Below are 16094 nucleotides of genomic sequence, written 5' to 3' on the forward strand. Positions count from 1 at the left end.
CGCTTGCGTCCGTCCGGCCCAGGGCGATGGACAAGCCGCCGGAGAAATTTCCATTCATCACTTGGCGCACAGTACACGGCCCACACCGGTTGGCCGCCCTCCCAGCCCAGCGTATTTTCTTCTAGCATTCCTCCCGTGCCCTGTCGATTTCGACGGCTCCCGTTCGTCGTCCCAATGACGGCGCGCGCAAGGCTCGCCGCTTCGCAGGCAATCCCAAAGGAGACCGGACATGCATTACATCGATGGATTTGTTGTCGCCGTGCCCACGGCCAAGCGCGACATCTACCGCGCGCACGCCGAGGCTGCCGCCGTGGTGTTCAAGGATCATGGCGCGCTGGGGCTGGTCGAGTGCTGGGGCGACGATGTGCCCGAGGGCAAGCTCACCTCGTTCCCGATGGCCGTCAAGCTGGAGAAGGATGAGACCGTGGTCTTCTCCTGGATCACCTGGCCATCGCGCAAGGCCCGGGACGAAGGCATGAAGGCCTCGATGGAAGACCCCAGGCTGCGCAGCCAGGGGCCGATGCCGTTCGACGGCAAGCGGATGATCTTTGGCGGCTTCGAGGTGATCGTCGACGCTTAGTGGCTTGACGGCAGTGCGTGATTGACCTTGCCCGGGGTTCCCGGGCTGGGACCGTTTTGGCCAGAGGGGCACTTTCGTGTGCACCCCTCAACGCGGCTTCTTCGCAGCGTCTTGCGCCTGCGCCCACAAGCGCTCCTCCTGAGCCCGCAGCTCAGGCGTGAGCTCGGCACCAAAATCGTCGAGCTCGAACAGCGGGCGAATCTCGATCTCGGAGTCGCTCTGCATGGGGTTGGGGCAGCGCTTGACCCATTCGACGGCCTCTTCCATGGACTTGACTTGCCACAGCCAGAACCCGGCGACCACCTCCTTGGTCTCTGCGAACGGTCCGTCGACCACGGACCGCTGGCTGCCAGAAAATTGCACCCGCTTGCCTTTGGCGCTCGGGTGCAAGCCCTCGCCCGCGAGCATCACGCCGGCCTTGACGAGTTCTTCATTGAAGTTGCCCATGGCGGTAAGCAGCGCCGTGCTGGGCATTTCGCCGGCCTCTGACTCTTTCGTTGCCTTGATCATCACCATGACACGCATCGTCGCTCTCCTTGAGTGGATTTAGGGTGCCGCACGTCCTGAGCCCGGAACAGGTTTGACGGGCGGCTCTGATACTACGACGAATCGGGATACCGGAAATCGACAGCGCCTTCAAAGTATCTGGTGGGGAGAGCCTGCCCGGCCCGACCTGGGCCGATTCCGCCCGACTTGGCCTGCTTTGGCTGCGAGGCGCGACAATCACATCCGATCGGTTTTTTTAAGCCTCGCTTAAGACTCGGCCCGTAGACTGCGATCACACAAGATAACCCGGACCCCCGGATAGGAGCTGCCATGACCCCCCAAGAGATGCAAGCGCTGGAAGGCTTCCTGACCCAACTCACGCAGGCCAGGGCTGGCGCCAAGGACCCCCAGGCGGACGCCCTCATCGCCGACGCGGTCGCCAGGCAGCCGGATGCCGCCTACCTGCTGGTCCAGCGCGCCATGATGCTTGACCATGCCCTGGCGACGGCAAAGGCGCAGATCTCCACGCTGCAGAGCCAGTTGCAGATGGCGCAGGCCAATGGCGCCAATCGCTTCCTCGACCCGGAAAACGCCTGGGGCAACAGTGCCAACCGCGTGGCACCCAGCCCCGTCATGCCGCCGCCGATGGCCGCGCCCGTGGCGCCGCCGCAGGCCTTCCAGGCGGCCCAGCCTGCGCCCGTGCAGCCATCCCGGCCCGGATTCCTGAGTGGTGGCCTGGGCGGCGCGCTGGGCGGCATTGCCACGACGGCAGCCGGCGTGGCCGGCGGCGCGCTCCTGTTCCAGGGCATCGAGAACATGTTCCATCGCAACGGCAATGGCAACAGCGCAAGCGGCTTTCTGGGACAGCCGGGCGCAGGGGCGCAGCCAACGGAGACCGTCGTCAACAACTACTACGGCAATGACGACCGCTCGCCGCTGGGCTCACCGGATGCGGCACTGGACAGCGGCCTTCTGGATGACGCATCGGGCAACGACGACTTCCTGAGCGACGACACCTGGAACGCCTAGCGCGTTCGGGGGCTTGCCAGGCGTGCATGGCAGCGGCCTGACTTGCCCCACCGCTCTGATTGCACTGCGGCACCCCGGGTGGAGATGACACCGGCAACGGCGATACACTCTTGCACTACGCTTCTCACCCTGGGAACCCGATCCATGCCGCAACCTCGCTTGCTCTATCCCGCCATCGAACCCTACGAAACCGGCATGCTCGATGTCGGCGACGGCCACGTGGTCTACTACGAACGCGTCGGCACACCCGGCGCCAAGCCGGCCGTCTTCCTGCATGGCGGCCCTGGTGGCGGCATATCGGCCGACCACCGCCGCCTGTTCGATCCGGCGCGCTACGACGTCATGCTGTTCGACCAGCGCGGCTGCGGCCGCTCCACGCCCCACGCCGGGCTGGAGGCCAATACCACGTGGCACCTGGTGGACGACATCGAGCGCCTGCGCAAGCTCGCCAACGTAGAGCGCTGGCTGGTCTTTGGCGGCTCCTGGGGCTCCACGCTGGCGCTGGCCTATGCGCAAAAACACCCCGAGCGGACCAGCGAACTGGTGCTGCGCGGGATCTATACCGCCACCCAGGCGGAACTGGATTGGTATTACCAGCACGGCGTATCCGAGATATTCCCCGAGAAATGGGCCCGCTTCCAGGCGCCCATCCCGCAAGCCGAACGCGGCGACATGATGGCCGCCTACCGCAAGGTGCTGACCGGCAGCGACACGGCAAAGCAGCTGGAGGCCGCCCGTGCATGGAGCGTGTGGGAAGGAGAAACCATCACCCTGCTGCCCGACCCTGCCAACACCGCCAAGCATGACGACGGCCATTTCGCGCTGGCGTTTGCGCGGCTGGAGAACCACTACTTCACGCATCTCGCCTGGCTGGAAGACGGCCAGTTGCTGCGCAACGCGCATCGCCTTGCCGGCATCCCCGGCGTAATCGTGCACGGGCGCTACGACATGCCCTGCCCGGCCCGCTACGCCTACGCGCTGCACCAGGCATGGCCGGACTCGGATCTGCACCTGATTGAAGGGGCGGGGCATGCCTGGACCGAGCCCGGCATCATGGATCAGCTGATTGCCGCTACCGACCGGTTTGCCGCGGCGCAATGATCGTCCTGGTGCTGCCAGCCCTGGGCGGCACAGCGCCGAAAGCACCGACAGCACCGAAGCGGACTTTTGATGGCCGGCGGTTGGGGTCTTGAACACCCGTGTCCTAGACTGGAAGACCGCATTGCCACCACCCGGCTGCGCATTGGCCGGCGGATAGCAAAGCGCCGTTCAAGGCTCTCACCGACAGGGTGCACTATGGAATTCCTGAACTCCGGCAAAGTCCTCCCCGCAGGGCTGCCATTCTCCGAAGCCGTGCGCGTTGGCGATATGTTCTACCTCTCTGGACAGATGGGCATCGTCCAAGGCAGCACCCGCCTGGTGCCCGGCGGCATCCGCGAAGAAGCCAAGCAGGCGCTGATGAACATCCGCATCACGCTGGAAGCACACGGCCTGTCGCTCAAGCACGTCGCCAAATGCACCATCTTCCTGGCCGACATCAGCGAATGGCAAGTGTTCAACGAGGTCTACAAGGAGTTCTTCCAGGCACCCTATCCGGCGCGCAGTGCGCTTGGGGCGAATGGATTGGCGCTTGGGGCCAGGGTGGAGGTGGAGTGCATTGCGGTGTTTAGCGGCTGAGCGGCTGAGTGGCTGAGTGGCTGAGTGGCCGAGTGCCTGATACGGCGGCTACGAGCGGCCACGCCCCCGCTTGCGGGACGGTGGCACAGCTCGCCCTGCCGCCCTGGCTCAGAGCATGCCCTGCACCCGGTTCAAAGCCTCATCCAGCTGCTGCTTCAACGGGGTCAGCAGGCAGTGCAGCCCGTGGCTGTCCTCCACATCGTCGCTATCAAAATCCAGCAGCCTGAGCACAGCGCCAAGCCCTGCACTGACGCGCAGCAGGTCGGCGCAGCTTTCTTGCGCGGTGCTTTGCGCACGGCTACGAAGTTCCTCGAGTTGGTAGGCCAGTTCCTGGACGCTGAGCTTGGTGGGCGTGTCGGCCGGGAAGGTCAGGCGGATTAGTTCGGCTAGCAGGGAGGATTGCCGGGAGATGGCGAGCGAGCGCTCTGGTGGATCAAGGTGAGTGGTTTGCTCTGAGCGAGCGACGGTATTAGGCATTGCGGCCTCCAGTGACAGAATGGAAGGCCCGCCGCTCATTTCCACATGAGGGTGGCGGACCCGCAGCGGGGGTGGAAACCGGCGTCACTACATCCGGTCAGCCCGAAGGCTGCCCCGCCCGGCCCGCCATAGAAAAGTTATAGGCGTGCGCGAACGCAACGGACACAAAAAAGCCGCAGAAAGCGGCAGTCCGCTAGTGACGAATCGGGTTTCCACACCCGGTCACCCTTGTTTGGGGTGACGTGGCAGATTTTCGGCCAGCCAACGGTCGAAGTCAATCGACCCGGCGGAGCCAGGAATCGCCGACGTGTCGCAGCTTTCGCGTTCGCGCCACGGTCGATCTCCCCCTCGAGACCAGTTCGCCTGCAGCCCCGCTGATTGGTTACTCGCCCGCCATCGCCCGCACTTCGCGACACCATCCGGCGTTTCATCGCAGCGACCTGCCCAACGCGCCAGTGTCAGCCGAACATGAGCATCATCGCGTTTCCCCCTGACAAGACTGGATGCTCACATGCTCACTGGAATCCTCCTCCACACGCCGCGATGGGTCTGGATCCTGCTCGCGAGCCTGATCGCGCTCGGCTTCGCGCAAGCCGTCCCCAGACGGATGACGCCGGCCCGCGCCACGGCTGTGCCCGTGGCCATGGCGGTGGTCTCGCTGGGCGGCGTCATGTCAACCTTCTCGGCCTTCTCGGCGCAACCGCTCGCGCTGCTTGGATGGGGCGTCGGCGCGGCTGCCGCGCTGGCGCTGGCCCACACCGTCGGCGCCTGGAACGGCATTCGCTGGCTGGAGGCCGATCGCCGCCTGCTGGTGCCCGCAAGCTGGGTGCCGCTGTCGTTGATCCTCTGCCTGTTCATCACCCGCTACGGCGTGAGCGTGGCCATGGCGGTAAACCCCGGCTTGCTGTGGCATGCCGGCGTGGCGATGCCGATCGGCTTTATCTATGGTGCCGTTAGCGGTATCTTCCTCTCACGTAGCCTGGTGACCTGGCGGCTGACCCGGCAGGCAATGCTCGACAGCGTGCCGGGCTGATCACTCAGGCCGCCACTGATGCCAGCAACTCAAGCCAGCAACCGCTGTCCCGAACCACGTCCAGGCCTGCCGTCATGAACGCATTCGAGAAGTTTCAGCTGTTTATCGCGGCCCCGTCGGTACTGGCATTCGCCTTGATCGAGGCCATCGTCTTGTCGCGCCGCCAGCGCTACGACTGGCGGGCGTTCGGGGTGTCGGCGCTGGATCTGGTGGCGCGCATCGCGGTGGGCATTGCCTTGCCGCTGTCGATCGCGGCGCCGCTGGTGCGGCTGGCGTTCGAGCACCGCTGGATGACGATCCACCCCACCGGCTGGATCGCGTTGCCGCTGCTGTTTGTCGGGCAGGAGTTCTGCTACTACTGGTATCACCGCGCGGCGCACAGGGTGCGGTGGTTCTGGAGCAACCATGCGGTGCACCACTCGCCGAACCAGCTGAACCTGTCGGCGGCGTTTCGCATCGGGGTTCTCGGCAAGCTGACCGGCACGGCACTGTTCTTCGTGCCGCTGGCCTGGATTGGCTTTGAGCCGCGCGTCGTGTTTGCCGTGTTGTCGCTGAACCTGCTCTATCAGTTCTGGATTCATGCGACGTGGATTCCGCGCCTGGGCTGGCTGGAGGGGATCTTCAATACGCCTTCGGCGCACCGGGTGCATCACGCGTCCAACCTTGAGTACCTGGATGCGAACTATGGCGGTGTGCTGGTGGTGTTCGATCGCTTGTTTGGCACCTACGTGAGGGAGCGCGAGGACCTGCCCTGCCGGTATGGCCTTGTGCATCCGATCGAGAGCGCAAATCCGTTGCGGATCGAGTTCACGCAGTGGGTGCATCTGTTGCGCGACCTGGCCGGGGCGCGCAGCTTGCGCGCGTTCCTTGGGTACTTGCTCATGCCGCCGGGCTGGACGCCGCATGGCGAGGGCAGTACCACCATGGAGCTGCGCGCGCAGGCTGGGATGTCCGGGGGCGTTGGTGATGGCTGACGTCCGGCCGCAGCGCATCATGCGCTATCCCGCCAAGGAACTGGCCTGGCTGTTTCGCCAACTGCGGATTAGCGTGCCCGTGGCGTTCGGTTCCGCCGCCTTCTTCGCCGTCATGTTCCGCGAGCCGTTTGGCATGAACCTGGTCTACGCCCTGTGCATCGCGCTGATGATACAGGCGCTGGTGAAGCTGGGGCACTATGGTCTCACGCGCTGGCTGCCAGATGCCTCGCCGGGCACTCCCGCCACGCAGCGGCGCTGGCCGGACTGGAAGTGGATGTTTCCGTGGATCGTCATATCTGGCGTAGCGGGCTATTTTGGCGGGCACGCGATTGCCAACGTGCTCACCGGTAGCCACGGCACGCCGTCGGATCTGTTGCGCAATCCGCGCACCCTGCTGCTGAGCATGACGGTGGCACTGGTGCTGGCGCTCTGCATCTCTTACTTCCACTATGCGCGCGGGCGCATGGCGGCTGCGGACGCGCGGGCGCAGGCGGCCATGCGCAGCGCAGCGGAGAATCAGCTGCGCTTGCTGGAGTCGCAGCTGGAGCCGCACATGCTGTTCAATACGCTGGGCAACCTGCGCGTGATGATCGGGCAGGATCCGCAGCGCGCGCAAGAGATGCTGAACCAGGTGATCTCGTTCTTGCGCGCCACGCTGCAGGCATCGCGCTCCGGCTCGCATCCGCTGTCATGCGAGTTCGATCGCATTGCGGACTACCTGGCGCTGATGCAGGTGCGCATGGGCGCGCGGCTGCAGGTCGAACTCGACCTGCCCGCCGGCCTGGCCAACCTGCCTGTGCCGCCGCTGCTGCTGCAACCACTGGTTGAGAACGCCATCAAGCACGGGCTGGAGCCCATCGTCGCGGGCGGCTGGATCAAGGTGACGGCCCGCCGCGAAGGCGGCACGCTGATGCTCACCGTGCGCGACACCGGCGCGGGCTTGAGCGAGCTGCTGCCCGGCCCGGATTGCTTTGGCACATCGCAGGTGCGCGAACGGCTCGCCCAGCTCTATGGCAAAGCGGCGAGCTTCCAGTTGCTGGATGCCGGCGATGGCAGCAGCGATGGCGGCGGCGGCACGCTGGCCATCGTGCGCCTTCCGCTCTTCTGATGGATTGCCGCCCACTCTGCCCGATATCGCCTCCATGCAAACCACTGCCCTGATCGCCGAAGATGAAGCGCTGCTGGCCGCTGACCTCCGCGCGGAGCTGGCTCGCTTGTGGCCGGCGCTGAACATCGTCGCGACCGTAGGCGATGGCGAGGCTGCCGTGACGCAGGCGCTCGCGCTGCAGCCTGACCTGCTGTTCCTGGACATCCGCATGCCGGGCATGAGCGGACTGGAGGCAGCGCAGACCCTGGCCGAGGATTGGCCCGACTCGGCCAAGCCGTTTCCACTGATCGTGTTCGTGACGGCTTACGACAAATACGCCTTGCACGCATTCGAGCATGCGGCCGTCGATTACGTGCTAAAGCCCGTGCAGGCCAACCGCCTGGCAAAGACCTGCGCGCGCCTGCAAGCCACGCTGCAACAGCGTGCGGCCCCGCAGGGCGCCCCACCATCGCTGGACGCTGCCATGGATCAGTTGCGCGCGCTGCTTGGCGTTGGCATGCCCGCGCCGCCAGCCACACCGGCGGCCAGCCCGTTACAGGTGATCCAGGCCAGCGCCGGCAATACCATCACGATGGTGCCGATCGACGAGGTGCTGTATTTCGAGGCCGCGGACAAATATGTGCGGGTGGTCACCGCGCAGCGCGAGCACCTGATTCGCATGTCGCTGCGGGAGCTGCAGATGCGGATCGATCCGGCGTGCTTCTGGCAGGTCCACCGCAGCACCATCGTACGCTGCACGGCCATTGCCAGCGCGCTGCGCGATGACAGCGGCAAGCTCACCCTGACCTTGCGCGACCGGCCGGAAAAGCTGGGGGTCAGCCGGCTCTATGCGGACGCGTTCAAGGGGATGTAGGCGCCACGGTGTCGCGCAAGTCACGGACAAAAAACCTGCGCAGGTGTCTGCGCACCGCCAACGCTTGCCCGGCGTGTTGGCGCGGCACCATCGTTTTCCACCTGAGTTATGCCCGCCCGCGCACACGGCGCGGCGCCGGGCCATGGCATGCCGTGTGCATGGTGAAGGGGGAGCGTCGAGTCCGGCGCTCCGCCATCACAACCCACTCAGGAGAAGACCATGTCCACCCTATCCATCGGAAACCTGCCTCGCCTCAGCGCGCTTGAGCAGGCCGCCCGGATTGCCGTGACCGGCGGCACCGGTGTCTACCCCATGCCCATGATCATCCGCAGGGAGCCCGGCTATGGCGAGTTTCCGAAGCTGCCCGGCATGCCGGAAATGCCGGACATGCCTGCGATCCCGAACGCGTTCCCGTGCGGCTCGCCGATCTATCACGGGCCGCTGATGAGGCCCGACTCCGGCGAGCCGAAGATCGTTCCTCTCTGACCCCGCCCCTTTTACGTCACGAACGTCACGAGATCCAACGGCACGCAAGAGGCCGAACCCCGCTTTCAAGGAGCACGCCATGCACAACAAATTTGCCATTGCCACCCTCACCACCGCCGCGCTTGCAGCGGCCTTGCTCGCCGGCGCCGCCCAGGCCGCCGCCCCACAGGACCGCGCTCTCTACGGTGGCCAAGGCGGCTACAGCTTCCGGGCCGGCAAAGTGGACCCATGCACCGACGGCGGCCGCACCGGCAAGTTCGACGCGTTCGGCGAAGGCGCTCGCCAGGTTGACCCGTACACCGACGGCGCCAGGGGCTGAGTGGCGCCCGGCGAGCGAAAGCACGCGCTGGCGTGCTTTCGCTCGGCCAGACCTCAAGACTTCAGCTCGGAAGGCGCCAGGTTCCACAGCTTGCTGTCGCTGGTGGACACCGCCACGGCGCCTTCCCGGATCGCGCTGCGGATGTCGTCCTTGTTGCAGACGAACCCCGAGGTCACGATGGGCGGCAGTGCCTTGCGGTCCTGGGTGGAAAGATGCGCGAGCATGGGCGCCGGCATCAGCTGCACCAGGTTGGGATCGCTTTGCTCCAGCGCCTTGACGCTGCGCGGCCAGGTCGAACGGTCGGTCACGAACACCTTCTGCATGGTGATCAGGCCAGCCCGGTTGGCGCGCTGGATGGTGGCCACCCGGGTCGAGACGAGACTGGTCACCCCGATATCGGCGAGATACTCGACGCCGCCCTTGTCTTGCGACAGCCCTTCGCAACTGTCGATATTGACGATAACGTACTTGCCGGCCTTGGTCAGCGTGGCCACCACGGGCTGCAGCTTGCGCAGCTCCACGTTGGCAACGATGCAGACCTCGGCGTGGCTCTCGATCAGGATATCGGCCTGCTCGACACCGAAGAGCGTCGCGATGACCGGGTGCCGTGTCAGGCGTGCCCCGAGGGACTTGTCCATGGTGCTTACCGATCCGGGTCGTGGGGCAGCGCGTCCGTCAGGCCGAGCTTGCCGGGGTTGAGGATGTTCTTGGGATCCAGCGCCTGCTTGACCGCCATCAGCACCGCGAACGCGCCGCCGAGCGATTCGCGCATATACGGCGCGCGCAGCAGCCCGATGCCGTGATGGTGGCTCAACGCGGCATTGTATTTGATCAACACCGCGTTGGCGGCATCCCAGGCCTGGCGATACCATTTGGCCCGGTTCTCCACCTCGACCTCGCCGCGCAGCGAGAAGTACAGGCAGGCGCCGTCCACATAGGCATGCGACTGGTGCGCGGAGCCGGCCAGCGTGCCGGGCACGGCGTTGATGGCCTTGACCACGTCCGTGTAGATGGCGGGCAGGTCGCGCCAGGGGCCGGACATCTCCAGCGTGTCGGCGACAAAGCCGGGGCTGCGCTTGAAGCCTTCGGCGCTCTTGCCGGTCAGGTAGCGCGTATCCAGCCAGCGCTCGAAGATCGCGTCGCTGTCCAGCGCGTCGCCGAGCCCCTTGCACACGCCTTCGCTGATGGCCATCACGGCATCGACCATCTCGCGCGCGCCTTCGTCGGCGATCAGCAGCACGTTGGTGTCCGGCAGGTTGAACTGCACGCGGCTCTCAAGCTCGTCGTACAGGCGCAGGGCGGCGGGATTGGCGCCACGCTGCATGATCTCGCGGCAGGCTTCGAGGCCGATGGCGAAGGTCTTGAAGCCATAGGCGATGGCGCGGCCGTAGTCCGGCAGCCGATGCAGCTTGAGGCGCACGCGCACGATCACGCCGAGCGTGCCTTCCGAGCCGATGAACAGTTGCTGCAGGTCCGAGCCGAGCGCCGCGCGCGAGTAGCCGCCCACGCTGATCAGGCTGCCATCGGCCAGCACCACGTCCATGCCGAAGACCATGTCCTCGATCTTGCCGTAGCGCGTGGAGAGCTGCCCGGCACCCCGGCACGCCACCCAGCCGCCCACGGTGCTGATGGCGAAGGACGACGGCCAGTGGCCCATCGTCATGCCGTAGTCCTTCTGGATGGTCTGCTCGAACACGTCGCCGAACAGGCCGGCTTCCACCTCGACGATCTGGCTTTCCCCGTCGAAGCCCAGCACCTTGTTCAGCCCGCACACGTCCAGCACGATGCCGCCGCGCACCGGCAGCGCGGCGCCGGTGACATTGCTGCGGCCCGCCGACACCGTCAACGGGATCGCCGCCGCGTGCGCGATCCGCATGACGGCCTGGATCTGCGCGATCGTGGACACGCGCACGATGACGGCCTGCGGCGTGGCCGGCCGGCCCGCGGTCTCGGTCATCATGGAACCGGCCCACCAGTCGCGCGTCCAGGCCACCACGCTGGTGGAATCGGTCAGCACCTCATCGGCCACGCCGCGCAGCGTATCGATGTGCGCGGCGTCCACGCCAACAGCGTTGCGCTGCAGGCCGGGCATGCCGGAGGTTTCCTTGATGGTGGCCGCATAGGCCGGCGGCGTGTGCGCGCCGACGACATAGTTGCCACGGTTGTAGCCGCGCTTGATGGCTTCCTTGCTGATCATTGTGCATCTCCCAGTAGAACGGATTTTTCATGTGCGACGGCAGCGAGGTAGTCATTGACCTGCTGCGCCACCACGGATTCGGACAGGCCAAGCTCGGCCTGCAGGATTGCGCCCACGCGGGACGCGGCGCGCGCCGAGGCATCGCGCGCCATCAGGCGGGCGCGGATGCGGCGCGAGAGCACATCGTCCACGCTCCCCGCCAGCTCGTGGCGCGCGGCGTAGACAATCTCGGCTTCGGTATAGGGAAGCCCTTCGACGATCGGTGCCTGCAGGCGCGCATCGGCCTGCAGGATGTCGCTGACAAAGCGGGCTTCCGTGCCATAACGCTCGCCCAGGTGGGCGGACAAGCCGCCCGATGCCACGATGGCCTGCGCGTCGTATCCCGCGGCACCCAGCAGGTAAGCGGACTTAGTCTGGCATCTGTTGCGCTGGCCAAGCACTTTCTGGGCCGCGTCGATGGTTTGCTCAGCCATGTGCCGGGAGGTGGTCAGCTTGCCCCCGACAATGGTGACAAGGCCATCGGCGGCGGTATGGATCTCATGGTTGCGCTTGATCTCCAGCGTCTTGCCCCCCGGCGGCGCCACCAGCGGCCGGCAGCCCGCGATGCTGCCGAGCACGTCTTCGGCCTGCAGGTCGGTCTTCAACGCCCAGCGCGCGCCGTCCAGCAGGAAGTCGAGTTCCTCGCGGGTGCAGCAGACGTTGTCGAGATCGCCCTCGTAGTCTTCGTCCGTGGTGCCCAGGTAGGAGACGTTGCCCCAGCGCGTGATGGTGGCGCGGCGGTTGCGCCCCGGCACGGGGATGGTCACGGTGCAGTCGTTGCGGACCTTGAGCCAGGGAATGGCCACGTGCACGCCCTTGGCCGGGCGGATATGCAGCGTCTTTTCCTCGCCCTTCTTGCGCCCGGTCCAGTCACGCAGCCACACGCCGGTGGCCATGACGACGACGCCGGCCCTGGCGCGGATCTCTCGATCCCCGGCATGAATGATGGCGCCGTCGACCTTGCCGTGGCCGTTGCGCGTGATCTCCACCACCTTGGCGTGGTTGACCACTGCCGCGCCGTGAAAGGCCGCGGTGCGGGCGATGTTCAGCGTGAGCCTGGCATCGTCCACGCGCGCATCGAAGTACATGAAGCCGCCGAGCAGGTTCTCCTCGTTGAAGGTCGGGCAATGCGACAGCACCTCGGCCTTGGTGAGCTTTTGATGCAGGATGCCTTCGCGCCAGCCGCCCGCCAGGTCGTAGGTCCAGAGCAGGCTCTCGAATGCCTTGGACAGACGCTTGTCGAACACGCCATCCTTCTCCATCACGGGAAACAGGAACGGCAGGCGCTGCACCAGGTGCCGCGCGTTCCTGCGCAGGCGTTGGCGCTCCAGCAAGGAATGACGGACCAGCCCGAGGTTGCCCTGCTCGATGTAGCGCAACCCGCCATGCACCATCTTGGAGGACTTGGACGACGTGCCGGAGGCAAAGTCGTTCTTCTCCACCAGGGCGACGCGATAGCCGCGCAGGCTGGCATCCAGCGCGGCGTAGGCGCCGGTCACGCCGCCGCCGACGATGAGGATGTCGAAGGTCTCGCTGCCAAGTCGATCAAGCTGCGCCTGGCGCGCCAGACGCAGCGGTTCGGTGGATGTCATCCCGGCGCGGTCCCGGCTGGGACTTCTGGATGGAAAAACCATCATGTTTCGGCGATCTCCTGGCTGGTCAGTGGTGATGGAAGGATTGCGCGTGGCGCAACTCGGACGCGACCCGTGCGTGCCAGAGCGCGCGGCGCTCGCCGCGTTGGTCGGCGCCAAGGCGTGGCTCGAACACGGCATCGGTTTCATTGGTCGCGCGGGCGTCCTGCAGCGAGTCCCACAGCAGCCCTGACGAGCCCGCGAAGAAGGCGATGCCGCGCAAGCTGGCGCGATCGGTCTCGCGCATGCGCCGGATCGGCATGCCGGTCAGGTCCGCCTGGATCTGCAGCAGCGCGTCGCTGCCGGACAGACCGCCACCCACGATGAGTTCGGCCACGGGCACGCCGGCGACTTCCTCGTTGGCCTCCATGCAGGACGAGACCGCATGCGCGATGCCTTCCAGGATGGCGTAGGCCACCTCGGCCTGCGTGCTTGCGATGGAGATGCCCGTTAGCGACGCGCGGGCTTCGGGCTGCATCTGCGGCACGCGCAGCCCGGTGAGCGCGGGCAGGAAGGTCACGCCGCGCGCGGCGTCGACGGTGGCGGCCAGCGCGCTGATCTGCTTTGCGCTCTCGAACCAGCGCAGCTTCTCGCAGACCCAGTTCAGCGCGGAGCCCGTGGTGGCGACGAAGGTCTCCACGGAAAGATGCGAGACATCGTGCTGCCGGCGCGCGGTCATGGTCAGGGTGCCGTCGTACAGGCCGGCCTTGGCCGGTGGCTGCGGCCCGATCACCAGGTCCACGAAGCTGCCGGTGCCGTGCACGCACATCGACTGCCCGCGCTCCAGGCATCCGAGCCCCGCGGCGCCGGCAAGCTGGTCGCCCGCGCAAGCGAGGATCGGCACGTCGATGCCCAGCAGCGCGGCGCGCGTGCGCCCGAAATCGTCGGCGTCCTGGCGCAGCGCGGGCAGCAGCGCGTGCGGGAAACCCAGCGCATCGAGCCAGCCAAGGTGATAGCGGTGCCCGGCCAGCACGTAGGCGCTGGCGGAGGTGGCGTTGGTCGGCGTGGTCACGCAGGCGCGCTCGGTGGACAGGTGCCAGAGCAGCCAGGTGTCGATGGTGCCGAACGCCAGGCTGCCCGCGCGCAACGCCTCGGCCACCTCGGGCGTGTCCCGCAGATGGCGTGCGGCCCAGAGGTAGGGAGAACGCACGCCGACCGGGCGCCCGACCTGCTCGAGCAGCGTCTTGTCCCAGGCCGGCGCCAGCGCGCCGAGCTCGCCGGCATAGCGCGTGTCTTGCCAGACCATGGCGGGCACGATCGCCCGCCCGCTGCGGGTATCCCACAGCACGGCGGTGGCACGCTGCGTGGCAATGCCCAGCGCGACGATGCGCAACTGCGCTTGCCGCGCGCGTGCGATGGTGGCGCGGCAAACGGCGATCGTCTTTTCCAGTACCGCGTTGGCATCTTGCTCGACCACGCCGGGCCGTGGCGTGTTCACCTGCAGCGTCGTGTACTCGAGGCACGAGACATGGCCGTCGGCGGCAACCACGGCCGCGCGCGTGCCGGACGTGCCTTCGTCGATGGCGAGTATGACGTTCCTGTTGGTCTTCATCGTTGGGATTTCTCTATCGCCGGGTTGAGGAACGCCGGGGCCGGCGCCTCGTCGCCGCCAAATTGCGGGGCGTCGGCTTCGTTGTCAGGATGGATGGTGGTGCGCGTCGGGTCCCACTTGATGGCAAAGCAGATGATGCTGGCCGCCAGCGGCACGACCGAGAGGATGAGAAAGGTCGTCTCCAGGCCGTATTTTTCCCGGAAGAGCGGGAAGATCAACAGGCCCAGTGCGGCGCCGGTCGCGCCTAGTGCGCCGATGATGCCGTTGGCCCCCGCGCGCAGTTCGCTGCGAAACGACAGCGACGAAAGGCTCTTGCCGTTGGCGCCGGGGCCGCCTGAATGGAAAAGGATGAACAGCGACGGCACGATCACCGCCACCCAGATCGGCATCTTGCCGTTGAACAGGCCGAGGATCAGCAGCATGACGAAGACGGCGGCGAAACCAAAGGCCGAAGCACGGCGCAGACCCAGCTTGCGCCCGATCAGCGGCGACATGAAGCCACCCAGGATGCCAAAGACGTTGAAGACCAGCGCACCCACCGTGGCGTAGACAAAGTCCTTGCCGAACAGCGCCGCGCTGATCAGCGGCAGATACCAGCCCACCGCGAAATACTGGATGGATTGCCCGATCTGCACCGTCGCCGCAAGCACGGTGCGCGGCAGGTACACACCGCGAAAGATCAGCAGCACATTGGCCAGCCCGCGCTTTGCCTGGTTCAGCACCGGCAGGCGCTCCTCCACCGGCGCAGCGACAAAGGGCCGGCCATAGATCCGCGTCATTGCCTTGGCGGCGTCGGCCAGCCGCTCCTTGCGCGCCAGCCAGATCGGGCTCTCCACCAGGAACGCAAGCTGCAGTACCAGGATGCCAATCCCGAAGATGGCGGTGGCCGCAACCGAGTAGCGCCAGATGGCGTCGCCCACATTCCACGAATGGAACAACAACGCCAGCAGCAAATTGCTGCAGACCGCGGTGTACCACATGCCCTGCCACGTATTGAGCCGGCTCTTCAGCCTGACGGGCGTGAACTCGGCCAGCACTGCCATGGCGATGGCGAAGTCGATGCCGTAGGCGGCGCCGACAAAGAAGCGCCCGACGAGGATCACTTCGAAGCCAGGCGCGAACACCACCAGCAGCGCGCCAATCACCGCCAGGAATTTCGCGATGATCAGCGGGCGAATGCGGCCCCAGCGGTCCGCCATCCATCCGCCGATGGGATTGAAGGCGATAGCCACCCACGAAGCAAAGGACGTCAGCAGCGCAACCTGCGAAGCGGCAAGCTGCAGGTTGCGCGTCATGGGCCCGAGCCCGGCGCTCAATGCGGAATTGGAAAATGCGTCAAGGAACAGTCCCCCCAGCGCGAGCCACCAGATGAGGCCGGCTCTACCTTTTATGCCTGGGCAGGAATCAATAAATGCGATGACATCATCGATGCCACGGATCTTGATCGTGGATTGCACAGCGGTCTCCTTGTTTTATTTCTGTAAGAGGCCGCAGCAAGCTGCACGCAGGAAGAGACCATCCTACAGATGGTCTCTTATCTAGATCTGCAGGCAAACTCTAGGTTGAAAGGTTCAGGGTGTCAAGGAGGACAAGCGCGGGGACGCGTGCACATTGATCCGCCTCTATCAGCGCGATGCATGACGGCAACTCGGC

At 66.0% G+C, this 16094-nt stretch carries 17 protein-coding genes; 10 read left to right on the plus strand and 7 right to left on the minus strand.

All coding sequences use genetic code 11. The annotated features are described in order from the left end of the window. Positions 1 to 229: 229 nt before the first annotated feature. The gene (locus tag RR42_RS16690; RefSeq protein WP_043349134.1) at positions 230 to 580 is read left to right on the plus strand and encodes a DUF1428 domain-containing protein; all 351 of its coding nucleotides are present in this window, start codon (positions 230 to 232) and stop codon (positions 578 to 580) included. Positions 581 to 667: 87 nt separating this feature from the next. Here the strand turns inward: RR42_RS16690 and RR42_RS16695 are convergent, their stop codons facing one another. Next, positions 668 to 1105, minus strand: coding sequence for a YciI family protein (locus RR42_RS16695; protein WP_043349138.1), 438 nt, complete (start codon positions 1103 to 1105; stop codon positions 668 to 670). 291 nt (positions 1106 to 1396) lie between these two features. Here RR42_RS16695 and RR42_RS16700 point away from each other — a divergent pair, with 291 nt between their 5' ends. From RR42_RS16700 to RR42_RS16710, 3 genes are all read left to right on the plus strand, one after another. Further along, positions 1397 to 2095: a DUF2076 domain-containing protein gene (locus RR42_RS16700; RefSeq protein WP_043349141.1), complete on the plus strand. Its 699-nt coding sequence runs from the start codon at positions 1397 to 1399 to the stop codon at positions 2093 to 2095. Between the two features lie 144 nt (positions 2096 to 2239). Beyond that, entirely contained in the window at positions 2240 to 3196 is a 957-nt protein-coding gene (pip, locus tag RR42_RS16705) for a prolyl aminopeptidase (protein WP_043349143.1), read from the plus strand. A 195-nt stretch (positions 3197 to 3391) separates the two neighbouring features. Continuing rightward, complete coding sequence (locus tag RR42_RS16710; protein ID WP_043349146.1) at positions 3392 to 3772, plus strand: RidA family protein; 381 nt, start codon at positions 3392 to 3394, stop codon at positions 3770 to 3772. Between the two features lie 108 nt (positions 3773 to 3880). Here the strand turns inward: RR42_RS16710 and RR42_RS16715 are convergent, their stop codons facing one another. Next, positions 3881 to 4249, minus strand: coding sequence for a DUF1484 family protein (locus RR42_RS16715; protein ID WP_052494674.1), 369 nt, complete (start codon positions 4247 to 4249; stop codon positions 3881 to 3883). 511 nt (positions 4250 to 4760) lie between these two features. On the opposite strand from RR42_RS16715, the gene RR42_RS16720 reads away from it, so the two are divergent. The 6 genes from RR42_RS16720 (at position 4761) to RR42_RS16745 (ending at position 9022) form a co-directional block, all read left to right on the plus strand. Further along, positions 4761 to 5282 (plus strand): DUF6622 family protein, encoded by a 522-nt coding sequence (locus RR42_RS16720; RefSeq protein ID WP_043349149.1) that lies wholly within the window; start codon positions 4761 to 4763, stop codon positions 5280 to 5282. Positions 5283 to 5356: 74 nt separating this feature from the next. Next, positions 5357 to 6256 (plus strand): sterol desaturase family protein, encoded by a 900-nt coding sequence (locus tag RR42_RS16725; protein WP_043349153.1) that lies wholly within the window; start codon positions 5357 to 5359, stop codon positions 6254 to 6256. Then, positions 6249 to 7364 (plus strand): sensor histidine kinase, encoded by a 1116-nt coding sequence (locus RR42_RS16730; RefSeq protein WP_236701927.1) that lies wholly within the window; start codon positions 6249 to 6251, stop codon positions 7362 to 7364. The genes RR42_RS16725 and RR42_RS16730 overlap by 8 nt, the downstream gene beginning before the upstream one ends. A 34-nt stretch (positions 7365 to 7398) precedes the next feature. Beyond that, complete coding sequence (locus RR42_RS16735; protein ID WP_043349157.1) at positions 7399 to 8217, plus strand: LytR/AlgR family response regulator transcription factor; 819 nt, start codon at positions 7399 to 7401, stop codon at positions 8215 to 8217. A 219-nt stretch (positions 8218 to 8436) separates the two neighbouring features. Continuing rightward, on the plus strand, positions 8437 to 8703 hold the full coding sequence (locus RR42_RS16740) for a hypothetical protein (RefSeq protein WP_043349159.1): 267 nt from the start codon (positions 8437 to 8439) through the stop codon (positions 8701 to 8703). Between the two features lie 79 nt (positions 8704 to 8782). Continuing rightward, complete coding sequence (locus RR42_RS16745; protein WP_043352270.1) at positions 8783 to 9022, plus strand: hypothetical protein; 240 nt, start codon at positions 8783 to 8785, stop codon at positions 9020 to 9022. Between the two features lie 53 nt (positions 9023 to 9075). Here RR42_RS16745 and RR42_RS16750 read toward each other — a convergent pair whose 3' ends face one another. From RR42_RS16750 to RR42_RS16770, 5 genes are read right to left on the minus strand one after another with little or no spacing between them, the layout of a single operon-like run. Beyond that, positions 9076 to 9660, minus strand: a complete 585-nt coding sequence (locus tag RR42_RS16750; RefSeq protein WP_043349163.1) for a glycerol-3-phosphate responsive antiterminator — start codon at positions 9658 to 9660, stop codon at positions 9076 to 9078. Between the two features lie 5 nt (positions 9661 to 9665). Further along, positions 9666 to 11219, minus strand: a complete 1554-nt coding sequence (locus tag RR42_RS16755; protein ID WP_043349167.1) for an FAD-binding oxidoreductase — start codon at positions 11217 to 11219, stop codon at positions 9666 to 9668. Next, a complete protein-coding gene (locus tag RR42_RS16760; RefSeq protein WP_043349170.1) occupies positions 11216 to 12895 on the minus strand; it encodes a glycerol-3-phosphate dehydrogenase/oxidase in 1680 nt (559 codons plus the stop codon). The genes RR42_RS16755 and RR42_RS16760 overlap by 4 nt, the downstream gene beginning before the upstream one ends. Positions 12896 to 12917: 22 nt before the next feature. Beyond that, the gene (locus RR42_RS16765) at positions 12918 to 14441 is read right to left on the minus strand and encodes an FGGY family carbohydrate kinase (RefSeq protein ID WP_043349173.1); all 1524 of its coding nucleotides are present in this window, start codon (positions 14439 to 14441) and stop codon (positions 12918 to 12920) included. Then, on the minus strand, positions 14438 to 15898 hold the full coding sequence (locus RR42_RS16770; protein WP_043349176.1) for an MFS transporter: 1461 nt from the start codon (positions 15896 to 15898) through the stop codon (positions 14438 to 14440). Before RR42_RS16770 ends, RR42_RS16765 begins: the two co-directional genes overlap by 4 nt. Positions 15899 to 16094 lie beyond the last annotated feature (196 nt).

Origin of the sequence: Cupriavidus basilensis (assembly GCF_000832305.1) — a bacterium.
Taxonomy (GTDB): Bacteria; Pseudomonadota; Gammaproteobacteria; order Burkholderiales; family Burkholderiaceae; genus Cupriavidus; species Cupriavidus basilensis_F.

Excerpts from the sequence above, each read along its gene's own strand:
- RR42_RS16690 (WP_043349134.1), top strand. The coding sequence starts at position 230 with ATGCATTACATCGATGGATTTGTTGTCGCCGTGCCCACGGCCAAGCGC.
- RR42_RS16730 (WP_236701927.1), top strand. The coding sequence starts at position 6,249 with ATGGCTGACGTCCGGCCGCAGCGCATCATGCGCTATCCCGCCAAGGAA.
- RR42_RS16750 (WP_043349163.1), bottom strand. The coding sequence starts at position 9,660 with ATGGACAAGTCCCTCGGGGCACGCCTGACACGGCACCCGGTCATCGCG.
- RR42_RS16700 (WP_043349141.1), top strand. The coding sequence starts at position 1,397 with ATGACCCCCCAAGAGATGCAAGCGCTGGAAGGCTTCCTGACCCAACTC.
- RR42_RS16715 (WP_052494674.1), bottom strand. The coding sequence starts at position 4,249 with ATGCCTAATACCGTCGCTCGCTCAGAGCAAACCACTCACCTTGATCCA.
- RR42_RS16755 (WP_043349167.1), bottom strand. The coding sequence starts at position 11,219 with ATGATCAGCAAGGAAGCCATCAAGCGCGGCTACAACCGTGGCAACTAT.
- RR42_RS16720 (WP_043349149.1), top strand. The coding sequence starts at position 4,761 with ATGCTCACTGGAATCCTCCTCCACACGCCGCGATGGGTCTGGATCCTG.
- RR42_RS16735 (WP_043349157.1), top strand. The coding sequence starts at position 7,399 with ATGCAAACCACTGCCCTGATCGCCGAAGATGAAGCGCTGCTGGCCGCT.
- RR42_RS16740 (WP_043349159.1), top strand. The coding sequence starts at position 8,437 with ATGTCCACCCTATCCATCGGAAACCTGCCTCGCCTCAGCGCGCTTGAG.
- RR42_RS16725 (WP_043349153.1), top strand. The coding sequence starts at position 5,357 with ATGAACGCATTCGAGAAGTTTCAGCTGTTTATCGCGGCCCCGTCGGTA.
- RR42_RS16765 (WP_043349173.1), bottom strand. The coding sequence starts at position 14,441 with ATGAAGACCAACAGGAACGTCATACTCGCCATCGACGAAGGCACGTCC.
- RR42_RS16695 (WP_043349138.1), bottom strand. The coding sequence starts at position 1,105 with ATGCGTGTCATGGTGATGATCAAGGCAACGAAAGAGTCAGAGGCCGGC.
- RR42_RS16745 (WP_043352270.1), top strand. The coding sequence starts at position 8,783 with ATGCACAACAAATTTGCCATTGCCACCCTCACCACCGCCGCGCTTGCA.
- RR42_RS16710 (WP_043349146.1), top strand. The coding sequence starts at position 3,392 with ATGGAATTCCTGAACTCCGGCAAAGTCCTCCCCGCAGGGCTGCCATTC.
- RR42_RS16760 (WP_043349170.1), bottom strand. The coding sequence starts at position 12,895 with ATGATGGTTTTTCCATCCAGAAGTCCCAGCCGGGACCGCGCCGGGATG.
- pip (WP_043349143.1), top strand. The coding sequence starts at position 2,240 with ATGCCGCAACCTCGCTTGCTCTATCCCGCCATCGAACCCTACGAAACC.